Raw genomic sequence first — 20436 nt, 5'->3', positions numbered from 1 at the left:
TCGGCCTGTTTGCGACCTTTGGGATTTATTTTCTGCCTCCAAAAGGTGGCGGAAACAATCTGACAAGGCTGATGCGGAAAAATACGCTCGACAGACGGAGAGGAAGATTTTTACGGCTCACTCGCAGCGGAACGCCGGCATTGGCAAGATTGGAGCAGCCTATTACCTTTGCGGGAAAATAAGTCCACGAGAGGTCGCACGGCAGCAGCAAAACGATAATAAATGACAATCAAATAGAAAGGGATGAATAAAACTGTAAAACAGGGGTGTTAAAACAGGGTAACGGACAATCGGAACGGATTGCCCGTACTATAATCGGAGGAAGGTGAACTATAAAGGGAGGTGGAATCGGGTGGATTGGCCCATCTCTTGATAATTGCAGACTATTACTCTCAGAATGACGACTATATTAAATGTCGTAAAAAAATGCAACGGACTATTTTTTTTGTATCATGAGCGTATTATTCAGCAAATTAGTTGTATCTTTGTAATCGCATAGATTTTTTTGAAATGAAAACAGCTATACAGATTGCTAAAATAAGAGCAGTGGTACTCTACATCATGCAGAGTTTCACTCAAGGAGTGGACTATATAAAGTTATTTAAAATACTTTATTTTGCCCAACAGGACCATCTTGTCAAATATGGCAAAGTGATTGTCGAAGACTCTTTCAGAGCATTGAAGCATGGCCCGGTGCCAGCCTATACCTACAAGGCACTGCAAATTGCAGAAGGCAAACCCTTGGATGGGAATTTTGACGAGTTCCTTTCAGACATAGAGGTTCGTGACAAGAAGGTATATACTTCTGCCGTACCCGATATGGACTATATATCAGGTGCCAACAAACGTTGTCTTGACGCTGCTATCGCTAAATATAAGGATACAGACCCTTATGACTTGTCCGATTTGTCGCATGACTCGGCATGGGAAGAAGCGATGACACGCATTCAGGATGATCCTCAAAAAAACTTCATTACCATTATAGATATAGCCCGGGCAGGAAAAGCTACCAAGGACATGGTAGATTATATCCGAGAAAAGCAGATTGTCAAGAACGCTTTATCTTAAATCAAATGGACGACAAAACCGGTGCATTGGAAAAGCTGAAAGCTATAATGGCCAAAGCTGAGCAAGTAGAGATGTCATCAGTCAAAATTGGTGACATTATTTATGTCCCCTTGGACGAAGAGGACGGACTGATACTAAAAGACGGATATAAAGACCGTAATAAATATATTGTTATTATCGGCTTTACTCCGGAAGGTGTCGCTATCGGTGCCTTACTGATAAATTCGGAAATAGATTCTTCCAAGAGGTCGGAAGAGCTACTGGACTGCCAATATCCTTTGATGGTTCGGAACTATCGTGATATTCTGGACTATGACAGTTGGCTGGATTGTTCCGATATATTCGAACTTTCAAAATTAAAAATCACGGAAAAGAACGGTAAACTGAAAGGTTGCCTGATTTCCGAAGACAGGGAACGGGTAATGCAGTTTCTAAGAGAGACAGAGGTGTTCGATAATGCAACTAAAAGACGTTATGGCATTATTAAATAATGGCGTTAAATCATAGGGAATGGATAGAATAGGTTTAGATACCAGAATTTCAAGGAAAGAATCGTTTCTATTGGCAAATGACGGTTTGTATTTAGGCAGATTGTCGTTGAACACATCTACTCCTGATTCCATATCCAACAACGAGAATATATACGGTAGTCACTTTTCAAGTATATCTTTCAAGAATCGGTATTCCATATATGGAAGTCCCAGTTCATCGTTAAGTCCATACAATCCGAATACATTAACCCCACCAGTTATTTATTTAAGAGGTGAGAAAATCGGTTGTTTGAGTAAAAATGTGAATCTTACAAATCGTGTAGATCCGGACGTGCTTAATGACTGGATGATAAGTCAGCGATTATTTGATTAGTTTTCCATACAGAAAAATACATAAGTCTCCAATCGTAAATTGGGAACTTATGTATTTAGTAGGTCAAATGCTGATGCCGTCCTTTAAAACGACTGGAGTTATCGTTGTAAGTGACAACTTCTTCAGACATCATTAATCTCTACTTTCCAATCTTATACATATTATCACGGGAGTCAAACCGCACACCGCAAAAAATGTAGTCAGGTGTACGCACTGCCCTTGCCGTGTATATATCCTTGCAGTTGCATTCTTCAAGGTATCCTGCCAAACTATCCACCATAATAGCGCAACTTAACTCCGCTGTTTGATGCTTGAACCGCCTGCCGTTTATTTCGACTAACACATAAGGGGTAAAAAAATCAAACGGGCTATTGCTTTCGGGGGATAAGATGCCAATGTCTATCAGTCTGACAGGATTTAACTTTTCGTCCTTTGCCTTGTCGTTGTCCTTTTCAATTTGTTCACGTAGCAAGCGAAGGTAGCAATCTTTCTTCGCTTCAAAAGTATGTATCGACTTAATCCACTCACGAATCCGTTTCTTAAAGTATGCCATACTATTGGAAACAAAGAGCGTTATCCGTCCGTCTATGACAAAACCGTAATCGGTCATACCACTCCATTTACCCATACATTTATGTCGTACAGGCTCCCATGTCTTGCCTCCTACAAGGGCGACAAATTCATCTACTGCTGCTTTCTCTTTCCTTTTCATTGTATATAGTTTTTAAAATTCAGGAATAGTTGCTTTCTCAATCAAAACGTTGTCGGCATAATACTCAATCGCCCCCATCGTAACACCAATATCCTGACAAACTGTTTTGAGATAGTTTTGATAGTCGTTTCCAGAAAAGTTCTTACCACATAAGTTTTTGAAAATCATCGGAATGGATATATCGTCTGTACTCGATAGTATCACTTTGCCATTCTGCCTAATCTCTGTTTTCATAATGTTATTTTTGTTTTTATTGTTACTATTTCCCTTTGTTCAACCTGTTTGCGACCTTTGGGATTTATTTTTCTGCCTCCAAAAGGTGGCGGAAACAATCTGACAAGGCTGATGCGGGAAAATACGCTCGACAGACGGAGAGGAAGATTTTTGCGGCTCACTCGCGGCGGAACGCCGGCATTGGCAAGATTGGAGCAGCCTATTACCTTTGCGGGAAAATAAGTCCACGAGAGGTCGCACGGCAGCAGCAAAACGATAATAAATGACAATCAAATAGAAAGGGATGAATAAAACTGTAAAACAGGGGTGTTAAAACAGGGTAACGGACAACCGGAACGGATTGCCCGTACTATATCGGAGAAAGGTGAACTATAAAGGGAGGTGGAATCGGATGGATTGGCCCATCTCTTGATAATTGCAGAATGACGACTGTATTAAATCATAGGGAATGAGTAAGTCTTTTTGATAAGGCAGAATGCAGTTCGGAACAGGCAACCAGAAAAACAATGTTTTTTGTTTGCTTATCCGCCAATTTTTCGTTATCTTTGTCAAAATGAAGACAGCAGACGGTACTTTCGGGTACGGTCATTGTCGTGACATGGAAGATTCATACTCGGCTTGGAAACAGGCGGAGATTGATATACATATTATACGTTCACTGAACGTCTTGGAATAGAAAACTGACACTTATCAAAAAGACAAGATGTATAGCAAAATATTCATACTGTATGTTTATACAGCAAGGGTTTGCTTATCTGCCTTTTAGGTATGGCAGTACCTCTATTCCGGAATAGCGTAGGTTCATGCTGTTCTTTAGGGTGCAAGGTGGACATAATTCTTAAAAACACATTGAATATGAAACAGATTTCCTTGCACGTGTATCAGTCCATCGACGGTTGTCCGGCTCCTTCGGACAAGCATTTTGATGCGGCTGTGGATGCCTCCAGTTGTGTGCTGATTGACGAAGAAACTTACCTGCGTATTTATATGAACCATTTGGGTTGGCCGATTACGGCGAAAGAGACTTTGGTTGTGACGAACGGCGGCATCGACCTGACGGAGAATGAACGAGTGAAGTTCATCCAAGGAGATGCAGTGGCAGAACTGAGACAGATGAAGGAAGACGGCGACGGTATGGTGGTGGCTTACGGTGAGGAAATCGGGGCTTTACTCTTGGATAACGGGCTGGCGGACGAAATCACAGTGACAACCGTTCCGGTACTAATCGGCGGCGGCGAAAAGGCATTGGAATGCGGATTGAATGACGGCAGAGCTTGGATTGTGCGGTCAAATAAGGTGCTGGTGGACGGAAAAATGAGGACGGTGTACGGGAAGGTCTAATATGACAAATAGATATTATAGCAAAAGTGCAGCAACCAATTGCTGCACTTATTTATAAAAAGACGTGCCTTAAACATGCTAAATAGGCGAAAAGTAAGGCAAGTATATTACTTTTTAAGCCGAATACTAAAAAAGGTAGAGAAAGATATAAGGAGGATGGAGCCTCCGAAGATATAAAAATACAGCAACACCAACTAAACCGGCACATAGGTAAAGCCGGGCAATACATCAGAACTAATAGCGTACTTTGCCATATCACGCTATGGCTGACAAAACAGCCTTTACATGAATGGCAAAGGAGTCACCGCTACGGCTCGGAATATGCGAAAACAAGATGGCTGTTATACGATTGAGCTGCCATAGAGATTTAGAACTTTTAGTCCATTCGCTGTAGCCTTACGATAAGTATAAAACGTACCACCCTTGGGTTTGCCGTCATACCAGGCAATAAGAGACGAACTTTGAAAAACCATATAGTCGTTGCGTCGAAGCAAACAGCCATGGTAGTAGTGTTCGCTCAGGATGATAACATCATCCGAGTTACAGAGAATAGTATCATACCGGGCTTTCATCGCATCGTTCCACCGCTCGGATTGTCCGCGATACGGTACTACGGCAATAACTTGCAGACCTGACAATTCGGACTGCAACGCAAGAGCAACTTCTGCCGCCAGCATATCAAACCCCATGGCACAACCACAGTAAAAATGACGATAACCTCCAGCGTATGCCTTGGTTATCGCTGCCTTTAATTGCAGCTTCAGTTGCTTCCTGTATAGGAATGGAATATTGCGGTGTCCACTGAAGCAAACGGACACTGCCTTATCATACTTTGTCTGGGTCATATTATTTCACTTTGTAATGGGTTCTTGCGAGGAATATACCTCCGAGTACATTAGCACCAAGGCTTTCAAGCTGATTGGCATAGGTAGCATAACTCAGCCCTTTGGTTATCACATCATCAAAGACTACCACAGACCTGCCGTTGAAAAAGGCCGAATCAAACTCAATGACGTTTACCTTACGGACTTCTTTCTCTGCCTTACGGTTTTCGTGAATGGTTAGCCTCTCACCACTCACTGATACATGGTCATAACCATTGATAGCTCCCGTCAGTTCGCATACTCTTTGGCAGAATGCTTTGTAACGTATCTCGTTCTTCTTATCGGTGGATGCCGGTACGGGAGAAAATACAATGTTAGTACATGATGTTCCATAACGTTCGGTCATGTTGGCTGCCGTGCGTTGAGCAACCTCTTCGTATGCCCGTCCATCCTTGAAATCAAAGACTAACTTGCGGTCTGCTATCTCACGCTCACTCACATTGCGTATGCGTGCAGGAAAATACTTACAGAACCATGCCTGTGGCTTGTCCAACTGTTTTTGAAGTTCTATGTCTATCGTCTTTGCCATAACTCTGATAATTTTTCTTTTTCCCTCTTTTTGAAGGCTGTTCAGCCTGCTGAGGGATATTTTCTGCCATCAACTGCCGCCCAAGAATACCGATAAGACAAAACGGGGACAAGAAATACGCTCTGACGTGTCAGAGGAAGATTTTTCGTTCCAGCGATAGTGGCGATTTGATGTTTGGTAAAAGGCGGCTTACTTTGCGGAAAATATGACTACAGCAGAGCTAACCGACAAACAGAATATGCTTTCTTACTACAGGCGGTTGTCATATAGACATGTAGAATAGGTGCAAGATTTATAAAAGGAATGGGTGGGCAGTGGAACGTCTGTGGCTTGCCGGTCCAAACTTCCCGATGAAGTGACCATACAACTTAGTCTCAAATCTGGCGAAGCGTAAACCTTGGCAGTTTGTGACCGAGGTGTACGGTCTTTTCATGTTTGGCTTCCGTAAAGAGTCTTTCACTCACCCCATAGCAGCTCTGCTGCCATAAGGTGAGTGAATGTCTCTTGCGGACAAGTCCTGTGACGCTCCGCTGATGGTGTGGGGCGAAGCTATAAAAACAAACAGACGGCATTGCCGGTTACAAAAGAACAGATAGCAGAGGTCGCTGCAAGGACAACAGATTGGCTTGATTGACACTTGTGGCAAATATGCCATCGTCCTTGCTTTATCCCAAAGACTGGTACACAGCATATAGCAGACTTGTATGCCATTTGCCGTGTACCGGTCAGGGCGAACATCTTCTATAAAAGTTGAGCATGTACAATTAAAAGAGGAAATTGTATGGGTAAGACTTTATGATATAAAAGTGATATGGCTTATAAATTATCGGTGCTATTTTAGATTAGTGCCACGATTTTGCTAACTTTGCAAGTGAGTGAAAACGAATTTGATATAAGTAATGAAGCCATAACCCCCATATCCGATTATGTCGAAATACACCGTAATGTTGTAAATAACCAGATTGAAACGGGCTGCTTCATTCAAATAAAAATACGATGAATGCAAGACTATTGTTCATACTCCTGCTTTTCACAATTGGGGCATTGTGGTATATTATCGGCTACTGGCGACGAAAAGCAGGAGAAGCGGCATTCGCCGCCGCACGGTTGACCGAAAAGAGCGAGGAACGTGAACGTTACTGTCGTCTGGCGGTAATGGCCGGTCATCGGGAAGCCTGCCGTATGTTCTGTCTCTTGCATCCCGAACGGTTTGATGGCCATTCTCCCCATAAGCCGTTCAAGTTACGAGGCATCCGAATCTCCTTTTACGGATATTACTATCCGTCACGATACAATGCGCTGCTCAATGATGAACAGAGGGCTTTCTGCCATTCCATCTACCAGTTCAAACAAGGAGATATACACGGAATCGAGTTCTTTAAAACGTGTATGAATGCCTTGCAACTGAAAAAGAGACCTTACCATATAATGTTCATGCCGTGTAGCAACTGGATAAAATACGGTCAACGGTTCAAACGGCTCGACTGGTACATCGGAAAGCACCGACAGGATTTAACTTCAGGACTGTACGACGTTGATATTTGCGATGCACGAGAAAGCCTGCATGAGGCCAAAGGTGGAGAGAAGCGTATCCTCGAACGAAACTACCTCATTACCGGAAAAATCAAAGGGAAAGAGATTATCATCATAGATGATGTGCTGACAACCGGGCAAAGCGTGGTGGATTACAAGGAAGAGATAGAACGGTGCGGTGGCAAAGTAGTGGCGGCTATCTTCTATGGCAAGACGCTCTCCATGCCTTCGATGCTCCTTGTACAAATACACGTCTGGGGCAACCATATTGCCCATATTATTGAACGGATGACAAAGTAACCGGAACGTTTTCAGCCCTTTTCACTTCTCTTTTACAAACCTGCCAATGCTGATATACACTCCTGCCGGATGGATTGGATATAATCGAGTATAAGCGAGGGGCTGATACTCCTGCCATTGAGTTTGCAGGTGATATGCAGGTGTTCGCCGGTGCTGCGTCCTGTGGAGCCGGTAATGCCAACCACATCACGAGGATGAACTATTGCCCCTTTGACGATAAGAATTTTAGAGAGATGACAATAACTGACGGTGTACCTACCATGCCGCAAGGTTACATACTTGCCGGAAGTCTTGTCCTGTCCGACCTTCACGACCACACCCTCCATCATGGCCATCACCTTGTCGCCACGTGCGCGCAAGTCCAGTCCGCCATGAAATTTACTCTTTCCCGTAAACGGGTCCTTACGGTAGCCATAAGGCGAAGTGACCTTGATATAACGTAACGGGTAACTTACACTCAAGTAACGATCCATCCACTTTTTCTTATCCATATCTGCGGATACCGGGATACCTGTTGAAACTTCCTGTACGGAAATCTCGCTTTCGGATGCCGGTTCCGCTTGGTCTAACCCCATATCCAATACCTCCATCTTGTAGCGTGTTGGGGTAACGGCAACGGTATTGAATTGTGCTTTGGCTGGCGTGATACATAATGAGACACCCGTCATCATCAATAATAAAATCTTTCTCATGGCAGCAAAGTTAGCACGCTCTTCTTATGGTCTGTCCATTGCCGACTGTTTTCTCTCCAAATATAACTATTTAATCAATTTTGAATATGATTATTTGCGAAAAATCATATTCAAAACATTAAAAATACCACTTTATAATCACTTATAAAGAAATGTTTTAGTCATCAGATAAGAAATCGCTCTATATTTGCTGAGTATAATTTTATAACATCGTTCAGAATATGAAAAAAGAACAATTTGAGTTCAACGAACTGCCTTATCCGACATTGGCCCGCTTTGGGCTTACCCAAGAAATGATTGAAGATTTGCCCCTGTGTATCCTGAAAGAAATCGGGAAAGGCGGCTACTCGCCGGTACTGCCCATGCGTGTCACTAACGAGAATGGCGAAGTAATCGAGAGTCGCAGTCGGTTTGCCTTTATCCGTATGGATAGCGGCGAGGTGGATGTGGTTTTTTATCCCACACTGAAGTCGTCACCACTGGAATGCTACAACGAGGAGCAGCAAAAACAGTTGCTTGACGGCAAATCCATCATTGCAGACGTGGCTATGGCGGACGGACGACGCAGTAAAGCTTTCGTGCAAATCGACGAGGAAACAAAACAGGTGATGTATGTTCCGACACCCATCATCGCCCGTAACCTGAAAGTGCTGGCAGAGGTAATGTACTTAGGTACAGTAGAAGTTAACGGAATGCAGCATGGTGAGCCTCTGACGGTGGCAGTGGATGGCGAACCTGTCACGGTAGGCATCGACCTTCACAACAAGACGGGCATCCGTTTCTGCGCAGGTGACGCGCAGAAATGGAAAGAGCAACCCAAGCGTGAATGGGATAAGTACACCTTCGGTTGCTACGGTTGCTGGGTGATGGATGATGACGGCAATCTCGACTACGTTCCAGAGGAGGAATACACCGAAGAACTGTGGAACGAACAGAAGAAAAGCGGTGAGCGTAACCGAGCGGCAGGTATTCACAAATAAGACCTATTTAATATAAGCGTATGGCACAACAGATATATTATCCCGAAGAGATTCTCGTCGAGAAGATGCAGAGCGGCGAATACGGCTGGCTCGATTACATCAACCATTTTTCTGCCGAGTGGCAGGAGGAGTACGCCCATTACTGTGAGGCAAAAGGACTCACGGTCTGCGAAGATTCTGCCGCCGGGTTTGTCCGTTTCAAAGACGAACAATTGGAAGCGGCTATGAAATACGGCAACGCATAACAAGTAACCATCATAACATCAGACTATGACGATACGAACAAATACTAATCCTCGGCAGATGGACTTGCAACCCGAAATGCGCAATCTACTGATGCGTAACGGACTTCAAGCCCATGTCGCATTTGACGGAGGCGGCTACCGGCTGATTGTGCAAGGGCATGATTCACCGTTATTGGTCTATCCTATAACAGAACGACAGATGTTGGCTCTGACGGACTGGGGAACGAATACGGCCAACAAGAAAGCCTACAACATACTCACGAGTATCATAGGAAAAGACTTCTATATGCCGAAAAATTTCGTCCATGCCCGCAATGCCAACGGTCGCGTGGCGATGGGGCTACATGGCTACCGCATCGGTATCGGTGAGTACGGACACATGGGGCGACTGGGTATGCCCCCTCCATTCCTTGGTTGGACACCACGCGAACAGTGGGGTTTCCACCTACGCAGAGTTGGTGGGCAGCTTTTCTTTCCGGGGCCATCCATCGTACCCGAACGCCCAGACGGGCGCATGAAGCCCGGCGAACTGCAATCGGGTGGCTACGGCTTTTACTACAAAGGCGGTCAACAGGAGCAACCCATTGTACAGCAAGATGTATTGAAGAACTTGCAGGAGGTCATTACACCGCTTGTCAGCCGTCCGCGCAGCAAGGAACCGGCACAAGCATACAAGGAGTTGATTGCTTCACCAGTCTATTTTTCCAACGAGAAATGGTCGGAGTGCCTTACTTCGCACGGTCTTATCGTGGATATGGAACGGAGGACACTGACCGTACAATCGGAAAGTGTCAATGCCGATATGGTCTATGACCTGACGGAAGAAGAAGTGAAAAAACTGGCTACCGCATCCATCGAGGAACAACCTGTGGAGAAACGGCTGGATCTGCTGAACGGCATTATCGGAGCGGACTTTGCCGATAAAGTAACGATGGAACAGCTCAACAGCGAACAACGCATCAGTATCGGCCTGCATCCCGAAGTGCGGCATGAACTGGAAGAACGGCAGCGGCAGGAACAAGAATTATTCATGCAGCAAGAAACTCCGATGCGGCAGGAATACATACAGGGCAGTATCGGTGCAGCCGTGGACGGTCGTGACCTGCAACTACTCAACGAAAGCAAAGGCTGGTATCGTGAGGAGAAACATGGCCGGGAAGTAGAGGTCAGTGACATTGCCGTGCAACCAGCACAGACGGAGGGTAAATACAAGATGTCCGCTGTTATTGACGGACAGGTCATCAGCCACGAAATCAGCCAGAAAGACTACGACAAGTTTCTTGCTGTGGATGATTACCACCGGATGAAACTTTTTTCGAAGATTTTCAACGAGGTGGATATGAAGACACGTCCTGAAGCGAACAAGGGGCTTGGCGTGAAGATATTCGCTGCCCTTACCGCCGGTGCTGTGGTGGCATCGGAAGTCGCACATGGCTTCCATCACCACCACTCTCCGGAGTTCTATGGCGAACGTTTCAGCGGACCGCCACATCCATACTTCAAGCCCGGCGTAGATACACCGAGAGATGTGGCCATCCGTAATTTCGAGGCACAGATGAATCAAGATATTAATGAAATGAGAAGAGGGAGGTAAACCTATGAGAGACGGAGACCTTACATACGATGACTTTCTGCAACGACTAAACATCCAGGACGTATTGATTGACGCAGGGTATCACCTGAACCGTCGTGACGGTCTGCGCTATCCCTCGTATGTTCGTTTGGACAGCGACGGCAGACGTATCCGTGGTGACAAATTTATTGTGACACAACAAGGAAAATGCTGTTTCCACGCACAACAACAGAAAGTTTATAACATCATTTCCTTCATCAAGGAGCATCCGCACTTTTTCACGGAGTACCATGCGGGTATGTCTCCGGACAGACTGGTGAATCTTGTCTGTAACAGATTACTGAACATTCCTGTCACTGAACGGAAAACCCGAATAGTGAACCCTAAACGAGATGTAAAGCCATTTGACATAGCGGATTACGACATTCATAAGTTCAATCCGCAGAATCGGGAAACGCAGAAAAAATTTTATCCTTATTTTAAAAGCCGAGGTATCGACCTTTATACACAATATGCCTTCCATCGGCATTTTTATCTGGCTACGAAACATCGGGAGGACGGTGCGACCTACACGAACCTGTCCTTTCCACTAACCCTGCCCAAAGGCGACGGAGCGATTGTGGGACTTGAAGAACGAGGACGTGCCCGTATGGACGGGAGCGGCAGCTACAAAGGCAAAGCCGCAGGGAGCAATTCAAGCGAGGGACTGTGGATTGCCAGCCCTGCCCGCACTTCTCTCACCTCCGCCAAACATATCTATTGGTTCGAAAGTGCTTATGATGCGATGGCATATTACCAACTTCATCAGGCACAGAACAAGGATCTGCGAAAGGCGGTATTCATCTCTACCGGAGGGGCACCGAGCCAGCAGCAATTCATAGGAGCGATAAAAGCAACTCCCCATGCCTCACATCATCTTTGCTTCGATCATGACCGTGCCGGACAAGTCTATGCTATCCACTTTGCTCTCACTCATGCAGGCTGGAACTTCTCCACCTGTCTGTCACAAACCGGCAGACTGATTGTACAGAACAACAGCGAAGACTATTCACAGTATGAAATAGAACTTGAACCATTCAATTTTGAAAAGATTACAGCCATTCTGGGTATAAATGATGCAAAACAAAATTTGAAGAATGGGGAGCGTGACGACATGGGAATTGGTGACGGCTATCTACAGGAAATGAGAATGGTTTGTATGGATGAGTACGAAATGGCTCGTGACGAAGGTTCTGCCAGTGAGGAAGAATTAGAGAAAATGAGAAGCAATCTGGAAGCCATCGAAAAAGCGATTGATGCTTCCATTTCCGGTCCGGAAGCTACAGGATGCATCTTGTATGAATCTGCCGCAGAGGGTTATAAGGATTGGAACGACCAGCTACTCGGCAAACGGATAAAACCAGAGAAGGATAACCTTGACGATTGGGAGATCAGCGGTAAAGCCACGCTGAATCATGCCTTGTCCGATTTGCCCGAAGTCAATCCGGAACATATCCGAAACGGATTATACGACGAAGCGGACCATGAGGCTGTGCGAAAGCGTCTTGAACGTGCGGACAGAGTAATATTCTCCTTTGAAACCAATGACCAAGGAATGTCAGATAAGGGTTTTCAGGAAATGTACAAGATACGGGAAGAACTTGCCCGGTTGGAAGTGGATATAACCAATTCTCTTTCCGGAATGAGAGAAGACTTTCATTCCCGTTTTCACCGATAATCCATAAAACCTATGCAGAGAACTTGTCACAAAACCATTGTCATCCATCCACATACCGGGCAATTTGTCATCAACGAGCTGCCCACTCTCGTGCTGTGCGGCACTGTATGGGTGTACGGAGGCATGGAAGGGCTGCCATTGACAGCTATTGCCACAGTAATTGCCTTGATACTCTCGTTACTGTTACTCTACCGTTATCTCTACCTGCGGCGAATCCGTTATTGCATCGGCACGGAACAACTTGTCAGTGAATACGGTATTATCCGTCGCAAAGTGGATTATATGGAGCTATATCGTATCGTGGATTTTCAAGAGCACCAAAGCCTGCTGCAACAATTTTGTGGGCTGAAAACCGTACGTATCCTTTCAATGGACAGAAACACGCCCCGTCTTGACCTGATCGGTATCTTCCATAGGGACGACCTCGTGTCAATTATCCGTGAACGGGTAGAAACTAACAAACGAAAAAAGGGAATATATGAAATCACGAATCATTAGTCTGGGGCTGGTTGCCTCGCTGGTATGCCTGCTTCCACAGGTGGCAGAAGCCCAAATTGCGGCTTCCAATCCGTTGGAATGGACTGCATTGGCCGAAGGTAACGAACTGATAAACGGGCAGATTGAAAAACAAATAAAGGGACAGACACAAACAGCCTTGCTCCAAAACAGCATCGCTACCGAGTTCAACCAAATCCACAAGTGGGAGAAGCAGTACAACAGTTACCTCAAGACAGCAAGCGGTTACGCTTCATCACTGAAAGCCTGTACGCATCTCTACAATGACGGTGTGCGGATTTTCCTCACGCTGGGGAAATTAGGCAAGGCCATCCAAAACAATCCGCAGGGCATTGTGGCCAGTATGAACATGAACAACCTCTATATAGAAACAGCAACGGAACTTGTCTCTGTTTTTACATTGCTGAATGACGCTGTGGCCAAAGGTAGCAACGAAAACATGCTTACGGGGGCAGAACGCAGCAAGACGCTATGGGCGTTGAACGACCAACTATCGGATTTTAGCCGGAAGTTACATCTGCTCTATTTGAGCATACGGTACTATACTTTCAATGATGTGTGGAACAACGTAACGGCAGGAATGCTTGACCGTGACAACGGTGAGGCAGCTCGTATGGCTCTGTCCCATTGGCACAGGGCGGCAGCTCTCGTCCGATAAAATATATCAGTTATGAAATGGACAATTTGGATAAGTATATTACTGCTGTGTCTTACCGGTATCGGTGAGGTACAAGCGCAGAATGACCCTGTACTGGCCGGAATGATTGCAGTATATACCGAAAAGGCAGAGAAGGAGCTGAAGAATCAGGAAAAGGTCATGCTGATGCAGACCACCGGACATATTTGGACAAAAGAAGAAGTGCAGGCGACAACAGACCTGCAACGAGAGTTTAATAACTATCTAAACTCTTTCCGGTCAATAGTCTGCTATGCGGCGCAAACTTATGGGTTCTATTATGAGGTATCGAGGCTGACAGACAATATGGGCGACTTCACCAAACAATTGAAGCGAAGTCCAGCCAATACGCTTGCCGTAGCCCTATCCACACAGCGCAACAAGATTTATAGGGAACTGATGATGAACAGCGTGGAAATAGTGAACGATATACGCACAGCGTGCCTTTCGGAGAACAAGATGACGGAAAAAGAGCGTATGGAAATTGTCTTTGGCATCCGTCCAAAGCTCAAAACTATGAACACAAAGCTGCAACGACTGACCAAAGCGGTAAAGTACACGACAATGGGCGACATTTGGCGGGAAATCGACGAGGGTGCACGTCCCGAAGCTGATAAACGTAGTATCGTGGACGCAGCCAAGCGACGTTGGCGACAGATTGGAAAGAATGTAAGACCTTAAAAATGTAATGATATGGGAATTTGGGATTCAATATTAAAATATGGCGGCAAAGCAGCAAAAGCTACCGGAAGAAGTATGGGACATGCTGCACTGCATCCTTCACAAACCTTACGGGGCACAGGACAAGCCGTCAAGACCGCAGCCATCGGCGGTGCAGTCGGTTATGTGGGTTGGGAGAAACTAACCACAGATAAGAGCGTGGTACATATCGTAAGCGATGCGGTCATAGGGAAATCGGCTACGGATACCCTTGCAGATGCAGCGGACGGTGTGCGAGAACTGACAAGCAAAGCCGGAGAAGCAGTCGGTTCCGTCAGCGGTACGGTAGCCGGCATAGACTCAAAACTGGGTGGAGTATCGAATTTTCTACGGCAAGTCTCCAATGGCGGAGTTTCCGATATGTTCGGTAACTTTTTCCGTAATCTCGGACAGGGTAACGTGTCGGGATTGAGTATAGCGGGACTGGTCGCAGCAGCATTTCTTATATTCGGACGCTTTGGCTGGCTGGGCAAGATTGCCGGTGCATTTCTCGGCATGATGCTTATCGGTAACAATGCCGGTATTTTCCGCACACCTGATACGAGAAGCATACAACGAATACAGACACCCGCTCTTCCCGTTGAAGAACAGACGAATAGCGGGGGGATGAAAAGATAAGAATAAGAATCAAATATAATCACATAATGAAATATACAGAAGAAATGATCCTGCAATCCGAAAGTGGATACTGTATGCCTTTTGAAGAACGGAAGGGCAAGGATGTGAAACTATCGCTCGGCTATGGCGAACAAACCGATCCGACAACGGGCAAAACATATTTTCATCATGGCATCGACTTCGATGTACGGTGTTACACACTGGCGGCTGTCGCCAGCGGTATCGTGTCAGGTATAGGCAATGACCCTATACTCGGCATCTGCCAAACTATACGCTATGGGGAGTATGAAGTGACCTATGGGCATTTGTCAAATGTCTTCGCCCAGTTCGGACAGCGTGTCAAGGCCGGACAGACTGTAGCTTTAAGCGGTGACAAGCTGCATATCGGGATACGCTTCAAGGGTGAGGAACTGAATCCGCTGGAATTTCTAACCATGCTGTATGGGAATATCCAAGCATTGTGTCATGCTGATGGAGGCGAAGCGGCAACATCTCCCAACATGGAGATGGCACTGACCACCGATTACGAGCAGGACAGACAGGAAATAGAGGAATTGATGCTACGTTTCCTGCCCTACTACATGGAAGACTTACAGCGTGGTGCATACCGACTTCCTCCACATACGGAGCAGTCACTCCGCCATGTCTTTACAATGGGAGCAGTCAAAGAATATTTCTATGAAAATATGCCAAGTATATCCAACCCACTCGGACTGGGACATAAAGCAATGCCGCTTGCTTGTAAGGTGCAGAACCTACTCATTGCGGACTTCCTGCATTACCTTGCCCTACGGCATGGCGTGTACTTATCGACGATGGGCGATGATGTAAAAAAAAACTCTACGACGAAGCCCTGACCCATAGTGGTATCATTGACCCACTGGCAGAATTAGACATAGACATCCAGAGCTTTGACATACCGAGAGCAGTCACGGTATATCCTGACCGGGCCGGTGTGCGCTGGTGGACGAAAGCATGGTTCAATAACCGGGAAGAGGGCGAAGCATCGGTGGAGATTGAGCGAGAACAAGCGATACGCTTCATTCACGACAACATCGAGAAGGATGTATGGCTGGAAGAGTTTTATCCCAAACAGATGGAAATTTACCACAACGCCATCGAGCAGACAAAAGAGCAATTATTAATGAATAGAATAGGATAAACATATAATACACTATGGACGGAATCAAGCATAGCGGACGGTTTGCAGAAATGGAACGCCTCGTGAACGACTATTTCAACTGCCATATCGCACCCATCATGTCAAAAACGCGGACTGACCTCATACGGAATCAGGGAGAGGAAATGAAAGAATATTCCACCTCTTTAGGTGGTATTCTCAGTATGATGGCATCTTCGGCACAACCAATGAGCGACCCCTATCAAGCACTCAAGGTCACAGGCGAATGGAACTCCAAAACAACAGAGGACTATATCGAGATGTGCAAGACGGAGATTACCGGTTCCGAGGAAATGCAGCAAGACCTTGCGTATATGGCCGGGCAGTGGCGGGATACCGTCGTGCAGGAAATCGGAAGGGCACGTTACAATGAGTTGTCAGAACAGCTCGGTTGTGACCTCGCCTATGCCTATATGGACCACCGAATAGAGGAACTGATGATTGACCGGTTGGTGAAAGAACGTATGCCCAAGTCTTCCGCTGACTACATCATCCGAAAGGCTGCCGAATCGAGTCTGCTGGGATTATCGCAGACGTTAAGCCGTTCACCGCTGACCGATGAAATAGAGGCACGAGGCGAAGCAGCTTACCGCCCGAACAGATGGGAAAAAGGTACGGGATGGATGTTGGGCACAGCCGCAGATACCCTGATGATGGGTGGTACTGGTTCATGGACGACACTGGCAAAGTTTACCGGTGCAGATGTGGCTATTGCAGCCATCACCAATCATTTTGAAGGCAAGAAGCCTGATACCCTTTCAGTAGAACAGTGCATCAGTAAAGGAGTGTTCGGCAGAGACAGAAACGTATTCGACGATTTTCGCAAAGAGGCAGCCCAAATACAAATCAAAGAGAACACGGCGATTGGTACAGACAACAAGCAACTGAAAAAGAAAATCCCTGTCATGGACTTTGGCTTCATGGAATGGACACAAAACCAGAATAGCGGTTTATTGTGGCCGAATGTACAGAGCAAGGAAGAACAGAAATATGAGGAACGGTACAAGGATGTGCCGATTGTTGTTGCTCCCGGACAGGAAGAAGCCTACTTGCAGTCTTTGGAACAATGTGACAAAGCGAAAATGGTCAGGACAGAACAGGATGAAATTATGAAAGAAGAGAAGCATGAAACTGTTGTTCCTGCCAATGATGCGGAACAACATGTACAAACGATACAAAGTGCGCAAGTAGCACAGGGAAACGGTTGGGGCGGACTGCTTGGTATGCTGGGACTGGATGGCATAGGTAATATCACAGGCAATCTCGGTTATGTAATGGCCATGCTCCCTGATGTTCTACTGGGAATATTCACAGGCAAGACAGAATCATTGCATTTGGAAGACAATATGTTACCGATAGCGAGCATTGTGGCGGGTATGTTTGTGCGTAACCCGTTGCTGAAAATGCTCCTGATAGGCCTGGGAGGTATGAACTTGTTGAATAAGGCAGGACACGAAGCCTTGAAAGAACGAACAGAGGGAAAACTGAACGTAACAAATGAGAACAATGTGCAGTACCGACGCTATACAAATGAAACTCTGAACCCACGTATAGTAAACCCTGTATTGCAAGATAGTACGTTGATTGCCACGATAGACCGAGTACCGTGTACCATCCAGTTGTCACCGATTGTAGCAGAAGCCTACCGTACCGGGGCATTGCCTTTGAACACGCTGGCAAATGCTGTCCTTGCCAAGAACGACCAGCTTCGCCAGGCTGCCGCACGGAATTATGAGGACGGAAAACTGGAAACCATCGTGCGCCCACGGGGTATTCAATAATCCTATAATCAAATAAACGATGAAAGAAAAATCGCAAATCGAAAAGAAAGCCGAGGAAAAACAAATCACCTTGCTTTCTACGGCTTTGAGTGAAGCCTCGAATGCCGGTGGACACTGGCTCAACGCATCAGGAAAGGGATACCCGCGCTTCTATCCAAAGGGTGTTTCTGTCAGCGCATTCAATGCACTATTCATGACGCTGCATTCTGATAAAAATGGATGCAAAACCAACCAGTTCACGCTATTCAGCGATGCCAAGGCACAAGGAGCCTCGGTGCGTGAGAATGAGCAAGGCGTTCCATTTTTGTTTTATAATTGGAACAAGTACGTTCACCGCAATAATCCAGAACAGGTTATCAGTCGTGATGACTACATGAAACTGTATGAAGAGGAACAAAAATTATATAAAGGTGTACATAACCGTGAAATTCGCACTTTGTTCAACATTGACCAGACGACACTACCCTACGTGGATAAGGAGCGATACGAAACGACGTTGCGGCGGTATGGAAGTGCAGTGGAAAGAGGATATACGGAAGCTGACAACCGACGGTTGCATATTCAATTCAACGACTTCCTACTGAGGATGCGAGACAACCTTGTGCCTGTTCGTTTGGATGGAAGCGGTGTACCCCACTACGAAACAGATAAGGATGCGGTCTATATGCCGCGACAAAGAGAGTTCAGACATTATCACGACTATATACAGGAAGCCTTGCGGCAAATCGTGAGTGCTACCGGACACCAACAACGATTAGCGCGTGAAGGTATGGTGATGAAGAACGGTGTGGCTCCTTCGGAGGATGCTGTCAGACAGGAACGGTTGGTAGTGGAACTGGCTTCAGGGATTAAAATGTTGGAACTGGGGTTGCCAGCACGGTTGTCTGAAGAAAGTCTGAAGACAGTGGAATACTGGTGCCGGGAGCTAAAAGAGAACCCGAACTTGATGGACGCTCTCGAAAGTGACGTAAACAATGCCATCGAAGTAATCAATAAAGCGGAACGGGGCGAGAAAATCGAATACGCCACCATGCGCAACCGGCGAGACACTTCAACCATGCAGGAGCAAATGCCCAAACATTATTTTGTGTCGAACGAGATTCGGCAGCATCCGGATAAAGAAACGAAAAAAATTGTGCTTGTTATTGACCCACAGGCAAAAACCGCAGATGTAATTCTTCCAGCAGGGGCTTCTACAGAGGCAGATAACGAGATACCGGGAATGAACAAGGGACGTATCATGCGAGCGTTGCAGAAAGATGGAATCGAGCAGGTACGCTTCTACAATACGGATGGTGCATTAGGTTATCGACCCGATGACAGTTATTTTGCCGAGAAGATAATTATGCTGGCCCGGCTGAAGAATTGGGCAATGGAGAAGCTCTCCACACTGGACGTGGCGTCAGCGGTCAAACAGGCGAATGAGATCGGATTTGACCACGTAGAGATGATTCAAGATGATAAGAAACGATGGGCACTTTATATCAAACCCGAAAATAAGAGCGGATATAGCATCTATCCTGATAAAGAAGATATAAACCGCTTCTTTTCAACACTCAAGCAAGCAATGGATAACATCGGTAAGGTTCGGATGGAACTGGCGCACAAGTATTATGCGCTGGCCGAGGTCAAACCTGACCTGAAGGTGGATTTGTTCAGCAGCGAAATGCCGGAAATAGACTTGAACCGTATCCAGCGTGTTTCGGTTTTCAAAACCAAACAAGACGGCATACAATGCGTCGCAACTATTGATGGGCAGAAACAGCCTGCCCGAAGTGTCACTCCGCAACAGTGGCAGCGGATGTGGATAGCGGAAGAGCGTGACAGCTACAAACGTCATTTGGCAGCTACCTTATTCGCAGACGTACTACAAAAAGGACAATCGCAGGAGGCACACACCGGAGAGAAACAACAGAAAGAAGCAGAGTTGTGGCCGATAGAAACGGTAGCGCAGGAACGGACGGAATCAGACAACAAGGGTATTTCACCGGAACGGCAGTTGTGGGACAAACTTAAAGCGAATCATCCCGATGCCTTGCAACTGCTTCGCACGAAAGATGGTTATCGGCTCTATAACGAAGATGCGGTACAGGGTGCAAAGATATTGGGCATAACCCTAAAAGAGTATCCGGAAGGGGACATTACGGCTTCAACGGAATTTTCAACGGAGCAGCTCGACAACTATCTGTCTAAGCTCGTCCGTGCCGGGGCACGGGTTGCTATAAGTGACATGGAGGAACAAGAAACACACAGAGGTTTTCATAGATAAGGAG

Annotated in this window: 24 protein-coding genes; 18 read left to right on the top strand and 6 right to left on the bottom strand. The window is 46.1% G+C overall.

The annotated features are described in order from the left end of the window. Positions 1-510 precede the first annotated feature (510 nt). From ISX59_RS11605 to ISX59_RS21435, 3 genes are read left to right on the top strand one after another with little or no spacing between them, the layout of a single operon-like run. Positions 511-1068 (top strand): Panacea domain-containing protein, encoded by a 558-nt coding sequence (locus tag ISX59_RS11605; RefSeq protein WP_004308669.1) that lies wholly within the window; start codon positions 511-513, stop codon positions 1066-1068. A gap of 5 nt (positions 1069-1073) precedes the next feature. Then, positions 1074-1559 (top strand): hypothetical protein, encoded by a 486-nt coding sequence (locus ISX59_RS11600; RefSeq protein WP_007898928.1) that lies wholly within the window; start codon positions 1074-1076, stop codon positions 1557-1559. A 19-nt stretch (positions 1560-1578) separates the two neighbouring features. Next, complete coding sequence (locus ISX59_RS21435; RefSeq protein WP_004323416.1) at positions 1579-1932, top strand: hypothetical protein; 354 nt, start codon at positions 1579-1581, stop codon at positions 1930-1932. Between the two features lie 139 nt (positions 1933-2071). Here the strand turns inward: ISX59_RS21435 and ISX59_RS11595 are convergent, their stop codons facing one another. Together ISX59_RS11595 and ISX59_RS11590 are read right to left on the bottom strand one after the other, a co-directional pair. Next, positions 2072-2644: a hypothetical protein gene (locus ISX59_RS11595; protein WP_007218123.1), complete on the bottom strand. Its 573-nt coding sequence runs from the start codon at positions 2642-2644 to the stop codon at positions 2072-2074. A 12-nt stretch (positions 2645-2656) separates the two neighbouring features. Then, a complete protein-coding gene (locus ISX59_RS11590; protein WP_007898927.1) occupies positions 2657-2878 on the bottom strand; it encodes a hypothetical protein in 222 nt (73 codons plus the stop codon). 475 nt (positions 2879-3353) lie between these two features. On the opposite strand from ISX59_RS11590, the gene ISX59_RS11585 reads away from it, so the two are divergent. Continuing rightward, positions 3354-3554 (top strand): hypothetical protein, encoded by a 201-nt coding sequence (locus ISX59_RS11585; RefSeq protein ID WP_007898922.1) that lies wholly within the window; start codon positions 3354-3356, stop codon positions 3552-3554. Positions 3555-3733: 179 nt separating this feature from the next. Then, positions 3734-4219: a dihydrofolate reductase family protein gene (locus tag ISX59_RS11580; RefSeq protein WP_004308674.1), complete on the top strand. Its 486-nt coding sequence runs from the start codon at positions 3734-3736 to the stop codon at positions 4217-4219. Between the two features lie 341 nt (positions 4220-4560). On the opposite strand, the gene ISX59_RS11575 is transcribed toward ISX59_RS11580, so the two are convergent. The 3 genes from ISX59_RS11575 to ISX59_RS11565 form a co-directional block, all read right to left on the bottom strand. Then, on the bottom strand, positions 4561-5064 hold the full coding sequence (locus tag ISX59_RS11575; protein WP_004323417.1) for an SLOG family protein: 504 nt from the start codon (positions 5062-5064) through the stop codon (positions 4561-4563). Between the two features lies 1 nt (position 5065). Further along, positions 5066-5632, bottom strand: a complete 567-nt coding sequence (locus ISX59_RS11570) for a ribonucleotide-diphosphate reductase subunit alpha (RefSeq protein WP_004323418.1) — start codon at positions 5630-5632, stop codon at positions 5066-5068. Between the two features lie 460 nt (positions 5633-6092). Then, positions 6093-6323, bottom strand: a complete 231-nt coding sequence (locus ISX59_RS11565) for a hypothetical protein (protein ID WP_011203042.1) — start codon at positions 6321-6323, stop codon at positions 6093-6095. A gap of 305 nt (positions 6324-6628) precedes the next feature. On the opposite strand from ISX59_RS11565, the gene ISX59_RS11560 reads away from it, so the two are divergent. Beyond that, on the top strand, positions 6629-7465 hold the full coding sequence (locus ISX59_RS11560; RefSeq protein ID WP_004308677.1) for a phosphoribosyltransferase family protein: 837 nt from the start codon (positions 6629-6631) through the stop codon (positions 7463-7465). Positions 7466-7497: 32 nt separating this feature from the next. Here ISX59_RS11560 and ISX59_RS11555 read toward each other — a convergent pair whose 3' ends face one another. Beyond that, positions 7498-8157 carry a M23 family metallopeptidase gene (locus tag ISX59_RS11555; protein WP_004323419.1) on the bottom strand — a complete coding sequence of 220 codons (660 nt, stop codon included), beginning with the start codon at positions 8155-8157 and terminating at the stop codon, positions 7498-7500. A 221-nt stretch (positions 8158-8378) separates the two neighbouring features. Here ISX59_RS11555 and ISX59_RS11550 point away from each other — a divergent pair, with 221 nt between their 5' ends. Genes ISX59_RS11550 through ISX59_RS11495 form a run of 12 tightly spaced genes read left to right on the top strand, consistent with a single transcriptional unit; the run spans position 8379 to position 20432 of the window. Continuing rightward, on the top strand, positions 8379-9137 hold the full coding sequence (locus ISX59_RS11550) for a DUF4099 domain-containing protein (protein WP_004323420.1): 759 nt from the start codon (positions 8379-8381) through the stop codon (positions 9135-9137). A 20-nt stretch (positions 9138-9157) separates the two neighbouring features. Further along, positions 9158-9382, top strand: coding sequence for a hypothetical protein (locus ISX59_RS11545; RefSeq protein WP_004323421.1), 225 nt, complete (start codon positions 9158-9160; stop codon positions 9380-9382). A gap of 25 nt (positions 9383-9407) precedes the next feature. Beyond that, positions 9408-10976 (top strand): hypothetical protein, encoded by a 1569-nt coding sequence (locus ISX59_RS11540; protein WP_008659504.1) that lies wholly within the window; start codon positions 9408-9410, stop codon positions 10974-10976. Between the two features lie 4 nt (positions 10977-10980). Then, positions 10981-12672, top strand: coding sequence for a toprim domain-containing protein (locus tag ISX59_RS11535; protein WP_004323422.1), 1692 nt, complete (start codon positions 10981-10983; stop codon positions 12670-12672). A 12-nt stretch (positions 12673-12684) separates the two neighbouring features. Further along, complete coding sequence (locus tag ISX59_RS11530; RefSeq protein ID WP_004313632.1) at positions 12685-13170, top strand: PH domain-containing protein; 486 nt, start codon at positions 12685-12687, stop codon at positions 13168-13170. Beyond that, positions 13151-13846 (top strand): hypothetical protein, encoded by a 696-nt coding sequence (locus ISX59_RS11525; protein WP_004308684.1) that lies wholly within the window; start codon positions 13151-13153, stop codon positions 13844-13846. Before ISX59_RS11530 ends, ISX59_RS11525 begins: the two co-directional genes overlap by 20 nt. Positions 13847-13858: 12 nt before the next feature. After that, positions 13859-14545 carry a hypothetical protein gene (locus ISX59_RS11520; protein WP_004308685.1) on the top strand — a complete coding sequence of 229 codons (687 nt, stop codon included), beginning with the start codon at positions 13859-13861 and terminating at the stop codon, positions 14543-14545. 12 nt (positions 14546-14557) lie between these two features. Further along, complete coding sequence (locus tag ISX59_RS11515; protein ID WP_004308686.1) at positions 14558-15202, top strand: hypothetical protein; 645 nt, start codon at positions 14558-14560, stop codon at positions 15200-15202. A 26-nt stretch (positions 15203-15228) separates the two neighbouring features. Beyond that, entirely contained in the window at positions 15229-16059 is an 831-nt protein-coding gene (locus tag ISX59_RS11510) for a M23 family metallopeptidase (RefSeq protein ID WP_004313633.1), read from the top strand. Between the two features lie 23 nt (positions 16060-16082). Beyond that, on the top strand, positions 16083-16364 hold the full coding sequence (locus tag ISX59_RS11505) for a hypothetical protein (protein ID WP_009017568.1): 282 nt from the start codon (positions 16083-16085) through the stop codon (positions 16362-16364). A gap of 14 nt (positions 16365-16378) precedes the next feature. Beyond that, positions 16379-18163 (top strand): hypothetical protein, encoded by a 1785-nt coding sequence (locus ISX59_RS11500; protein WP_004323424.1) that lies wholly within the window; start codon positions 16379-16381, stop codon positions 18161-18163. A gap of 19 nt (positions 18164-18182) precedes the next feature. Beyond that, positions 18183-20432 carry a zincin-like metallopeptidase domain-containing protein gene (locus tag ISX59_RS11495; RefSeq protein WP_004308690.1) on the top strand — a complete coding sequence of 750 codons (2250 nt, stop codon included), beginning with the start codon at positions 18183-18185 and terminating at the stop codon, positions 20430-20432. Positions 20433-20436: the final 4 nt, after the last annotated feature.

The sequence above is a fragment of the Bacteroides sp. FSHCM14E1 genome, assembly GCF_019633785.1.
Lineage (GTDB): Bacteria > Bacteroidota > Bacteroidia > Bacteroidales > Bacteroidaceae > Bacteroides > Bacteroides hominis.
The sequence above is the reverse complement of the archived record's forward strand: the minus strand, read 5'-3'. Positions and strand labels throughout refer to the sequence as shown.

Bases quoted from the DNA above. Each gene is read 5' to 3' on its own strand.
- ISX59_RS11600 (WP_007898928.1), top strand. From the start codon at position 1,074: ATGGACGACAAAACCGGTGCATTGGAAAAGCTGAAAGCTATAATGGCC.
- ISX59_RS11550 (WP_004323420.1), top strand. From the start codon at position 8,379: ATGAAAAAAGAACAATTTGAGTTCAACGAACTGCCTTATCCGACATTG.
- ISX59_RS11525 (WP_004308684.1), top strand. From the start codon at position 13,151: ATGAAATCACGAATCATTAGTCTGGGGCTGGTTGCCTCGCTGGTATGC.
- ISX59_RS11520 (WP_004308685.1), top strand. From the start codon at position 13,859: ATGAAATGGACAATTTGGATAAGTATATTACTGCTGTGTCTTACCGGT.
- ISX59_RS11530 (WP_004313632.1), top strand. From the start codon at position 12,685: ATGCAGAGAACTTGTCACAAAACCATTGTCATCCATCCACATACCGGG.
- ISX59_RS11510 (WP_004313633.1), top strand. From the start codon at position 15,229: ATGAAATATACAGAAGAAATGATCCTGCAATCCGAAAGTGGATACTGT.
- ISX59_RS11495 (WP_004308690.1), top strand. From the start codon at position 18,183: ATGAAAGAAAAATCGCAAATCGAAAAGAAAGCCGAGGAAAAACAAATC.
- ISX59_RS11535 (WP_004323422.1), top strand. From the start codon at position 10,981: ATGAGAGACGGAGACCTTACATACGATGACTTTCTGCAACGACTAAAC.
- ISX59_RS11575 (WP_004323417.1), bottom strand. From the start codon at position 5,064: ATGACCCAGACAAAGTATGATAAGGCAGTGTCCGTTTGCTTCAGTGGA.
- ISX59_RS11555 (WP_004323419.1), bottom strand. From the start codon at position 8,157: ATGAGAAAGATTTTATTATTGATGATGACGGGTGTCTCATTATGTATC.
- ISX59_RS11545 (WP_004323421.1), top strand. From the start codon at position 9,158: ATGGCACAACAGATATATTATCCCGAAGAGATTCTCGTCGAGAAGATG.
- ISX59_RS11500 (WP_004323424.1), top strand. From the start codon at position 16,379: ATGGACGGAATCAAGCATAGCGGACGGTTTGCAGAAATGGAACGCCTC.
- ISX59_RS11570 (WP_004323418.1), bottom strand. From the start codon at position 5,632: ATGGCAAAGACGATAGACATAGAACTTCAAAAACAGTTGGACAAGCCA.
- ISX59_RS11540 (WP_008659504.1), top strand. From the start codon at position 9,408: ATGACGATACGAACAAATACTAATCCTCGGCAGATGGACTTGCAACCC.
- ISX59_RS11580 (WP_004308674.1), top strand. From the start codon at position 3,734: ATGAAACAGATTTCCTTGCACGTGTATCAGTCCATCGACGGTTGTCCG.
- ISX59_RS11560 (WP_004308677.1), top strand. From the start codon at position 6,629: ATGAATGCAAGACTATTGTTCATACTCCTGCTTTTCACAATTGGGGCA.
- ISX59_RS21435 (WP_004323416.1), top strand. From the start codon at position 1,579: ATGGATAGAATAGGTTTAGATACCAGAATTTCAAGGAAAGAATCGTTT.
- ISX59_RS11590 (WP_007898927.1), bottom strand. From the start codon at position 2,878: ATGAAAACAGAGATTAGGCAGAATGGCAAAGTGATACTATCGAGTACA.
- ISX59_RS11605 (WP_004308669.1), top strand. From the start codon at position 511: ATGAAAACAGCTATACAGATTGCTAAAATAAGAGCAGTGGTACTCTAC.
- ISX59_RS11595 (WP_007218123.1), bottom strand. From the start codon at position 2,644: ATGAAAAGGAAAGAGAAAGCAGCAGTAGATGAATTTGTCGCCCTTGTA.
- ISX59_RS11585 (WP_007898922.1), top strand. From the start codon at position 3,354: ATGCAGTTCGGAACAGGCAACCAGAAAAACAATGTTTTTTGTTTGCTT.
- ISX59_RS11565 (WP_011203042.1), bottom strand. From the start codon at position 6,323: ATGCTGTGTACCAGTCTTTGGGATAAAGCAAGGACGATGGCATATTTG.
- ISX59_RS11515 (WP_004308686.1), top strand. From the start codon at position 14,558: ATGGGAATTTGGGATTCAATATTAAAATATGGCGGCAAAGCAGCAAAA.